Source organism: Halomonas sp. 707D4, from assembly GCF_024158685.1.
Lineage (GTDB): Bacteria > Pseudomonadota > Gammaproteobacteria > Pseudomonadales > Halomonadaceae > Vreelandella.
Genome location: NZ_JAMZBD010000365.1, coordinates 1 through 3190 on the forward strand (window position 1 = coordinate 1; position 3190 = coordinate 3190).

4 protein-coding genes are annotated in these 3190 nt (G+C 66.8%); 3 read left to right on the forward strand and 1 reads right to left on the reverse strand.

Features of this window, described 5'->3' with window-relative positions:
* Both BIS11_RS13710 and cobA read left to right on the forward strand, forming a co-directional pair.
* Nucleotides 1-371, forward strand: a 371-nt coding sequence (locus BIS11_RS13710) for a bacterioferritin-associated ferredoxin (RefSeq protein WP_253586296.1), incomplete at its 5' end; no start/stop codon positions are given.
* Nucleotides 331-1230 (forward strand): uroporphyrinogen-III C-methyltransferase, encoded by a 900-nt coding sequence (gene cobA, locus BIS11_RS13715; protein ID WP_253418542.1) that lies wholly within the window; start codon nucleotides 331-333, stop codon nucleotides 1228-1230. The genes BIS11_RS13710 and cobA, both read left to right, overlap by 41 nt.
* Here the strand turns inward: cobA and BIS11_RS13720 are convergent.
* Complete coding sequence (locus BIS11_RS13720) at nucleotides 1195-2433, reverse strand: MFS transporter (RefSeq protein ID WP_253586297.1); 1239 nt, start codon at nucleotides 2431-2433, stop codon at nucleotides 1195-1197. The two genes, cobA and BIS11_RS13720, sit on opposite strands and share 36 nt — an antisense overlap.
* A 159-nt stretch (nucleotides 2434-2592) precedes the next feature.
* On the opposite strand from BIS11_RS13720, the gene BIS11_RS13725 reads away from it, so the two are divergent.
* Nucleotides 2593-3190: aldo/keto reductase (locus BIS11_RS13725; RefSeq protein ID WP_253586298.1), on the forward strand; the 598-nt coding region annotated here is incomplete at its 3' end.

Here is a 3190-nt window from a genome sequence, read left to right on the forward strand (position 1 = left end):
CCGCGGGTGTGTATAATGGCCGCTTGAGCTGGTGGCTGATGGTCGGCCCGCCCCGGGAGCTTCCCGGCACCGGCTGGCTGCAGGCGCGCTTCAACGAAGACGCGCTGAGCCCACGCCAGCGCCGGCGCGTGCTGGCCGGCTGCGACAGCGGCGCCCGGGATACCGGCCCGGTGGTGTGCAGCTGCCACCAGGTGGGGCGGCAAACGATCGTCGCGGCGATCCACGAAGGCGATCGAAGCGTCGAGGCGCTGGGCGCGCGGCTTGCCTGCGGCACGCAGTGCGGAAGCTGCCTGCCGGAGATTAAATCACTACTGGAAGAGGAGCGGGGCCGTGCGCGTACTCAACAAGCACCTGCGACACAAATGGCCTGAAGCGCTTGCGCGCGTTGGCCGCCACCTTTGGGCCTCGGTCACGCCGGCGAAAAAAGAGCGGCTTTGCCTGCCCACTCGCGGCGAGTGCGAAAGGGGCACGGTGTATCTGGTCGGCGCCGGCAGCGGCGATGTCGAGCTTCTCACCCTCAAGGCCGCGAGACTTCTGATGCAGGCCGACGCCGTGGTCTATGACCGGCTGGTGGATGACGACGTGCTGGCCTTGATCCACCCCGGCGCCGAGCGCTACTACGTGGGCAAGAGCCGTGGCCACCACAGCGTCCCCCAGGCGGAGATCGGCGCGCGGCTGGTTTCGCTTGCCCGGGCGGGCAAGTCGGTGGTGCGTCTGAAAGGTGGCGACCCGGGCGTGTTCGGGCGCATGGGCGAGGAGCTCGCCGTCCTTGGCGAGGCCAACATCCGGGCCTGCATCGTGCCGGGCATCACCGCCGCCTCGGCGGCGGCGGCGGGCATGGGCATTCCACTAACCGATCGTGGCCACGCCCAGCAGCTTCGCTTCATCACCGCCCAGCTCTGCCGTGAAGGCGGCGCGCCGGACTGGTCGGCCCTTGCCCGCAAGGACGAGACCCTGGTGTTCTACATGGGGCTGTCGAAAGTCGAGGCGATCTGCCACAGCCTGCGCCAGGCGGGGCTGCCGGACGACTGGCCGGTCATGCTGGTCGCCAACGCAAGCCAGGTCGAGCAGCAATCGCTTCTCGGCACGCTCGAGAGCATGCCCGCGAAGCTCGCTGCCCACCCGCTGCCGTCGCCGTGTCTGATCGTGGTGGGCAGCGTGGTGCGCATGGTGGCGCAGAGCCCCGCGGCGCACTCAGCGGGCATCGTCGAAACGGTCGACCCGGCGTAGCGTCGGGAAGAGTTTCATCCAGGCGCCGACCACGGCGAGCGTGCCCACGCCGCCGATCAGCGCGGCGGGTACCACCCCGAAGGCCGAGGCCATGCTGCCGGCGCGGAACTCGCCAAGCTCGTTGCTCGAGCCGATGAACAGCATATTGACCGCGTTCACCCGCCCGCGCATCTCGTCGGGCGTGGCCAGCTGGATCAGCGTCGTGCGCACGTAGACGCTGACCATGTCCGCCGCGCCCGCCACCAGCATGGCGAGCATCGAGACCCAGAACAGCGTCGAGAAGGCGAACACCAGGTTCGCCAGCCCGAACACCGCCACCGCGGCGAACATCACGTGCCCCGCCCGGCGGGTGATGCCCTTCACCCCCAGATAGAGCCCCATCAACAGTGCCCCCACGGCGATCGCGCTGCGCAGTGCCCCGAGCCCTTCGGAGCCGACCTGCAGCACCTCCTGGGCGTAGATGGGCAGAAGCGCCACCACGCCGCCGAGCAGCACCGCGAACAGATCCAGCGAGATCGCCCCGAGAATGATCGGCTGGTGGCGAATGTAGCGGATGCCTGCCGAGAAGCGCTGCCAGGCGGTGCTCTCGAGCGCCGCCACCTTTTCCACGTAGCGCACCGGTACCAGCATCAGTAGCGCCAGCGCCACGACGAAGCAGCCCAGGCACACCGCGTAGGCCAACCGCCCTCCACCGAGGGCGAAGAGCACCCCACCCAGCAGCGGCCCGCTGATCACGGCCACCTTCATGATCGAGCTGTTCAGCGCGATGGCCTGGGCAAGCTGCGAGCGCGGCACCAGGTTGGGCAGCATGCTCTGCAGGGTGGGCGCGGTGAACGCCCGGGCGCAGCCGAACAGGGCCAGTACCAGATAGATCGGCACGACGCTCTGCGGGCTCGTCTGGGTGATCAGCAGCAGCAGCGCGCTGCATAGCCCTTGGGCCGCCCAACTGAGCTGCAGGATGCGCTTGCGGGGAAAGCGGTCCACCACGTCGCCCGCCGGCAGCAGCAGAAGCACCATGGGAATGAATTGAGCAAGGCCGACGTAAGCCAGCGACATCGCATCGCGGGTGATGGCGTACACCTGCCAGGCCACCACGATCGCCTGGATCTGCATGGCGAAGACGGCGAACAATCGCGACAGTAGAAAGCTCAGGAAACCGGGCTGGCGATGAAGGGGCAGAGGGGCGTCGTCGTGTGGGAGCATGGCGGGCTTGTGGTTAGCAGGCGAAGGGATCAGTCTACCTCAGCGGCACATCACGCGCCTTAGATGAATGAGCAAGGGTTGAAGTCTCGGTGGGTCGCCCCATATCCACTTGACGTCGATGGCACACGTACGTGCCGTACTGGAAAAGGAGGACGAATCATGGCCGCAAGCACTCTGCCCAACCCCGGTCTCGGCACTTACCGCCTGGAAGGCGACACTCTCAAGCAGGCCATTCATGCCGCGCTCGAGGCGGGCTACCGGCATATCGACACCGCCCAGTTCTACGCCAACGAGGAAACCGTCGGTGAAGCGCTGCGTGACAGCAGCGTTCCCCGCAGCGATATCTTCCTGACGACCAAGGTGTGGTTCGACCGTCTGACACCGAGCGATCTCAGAAAGAGCGTGGACGAGTCGCTTGCCCGCCTCAAGACCGACTACGTGGATCTGCTGCTGATCCACTGGCCGTCACCGAACGACGACGTGCCGATGCGCGATTATCTCACCGCGCTCAAGGAAGTGAAGGCCGAAGGCAAGGCGCGTCATATCGGCGTCTCCAACTTCACCATCGCCCAGATCGACGAGGCGGTCGGTATCCTCGGCAAGGGCGAGATCCTCACCAATCAGATCGAGGTGCATCCGTTCCTTCAGAACCGCCGTCTGGTGCAGCACTGCCAAGACCTGGGCATCGAGATCACCGCCTACATGCCGCTGGCGGGCGACGTGGTGGACCGCTTTCCCCGCAAGCGCATCCTGCAGC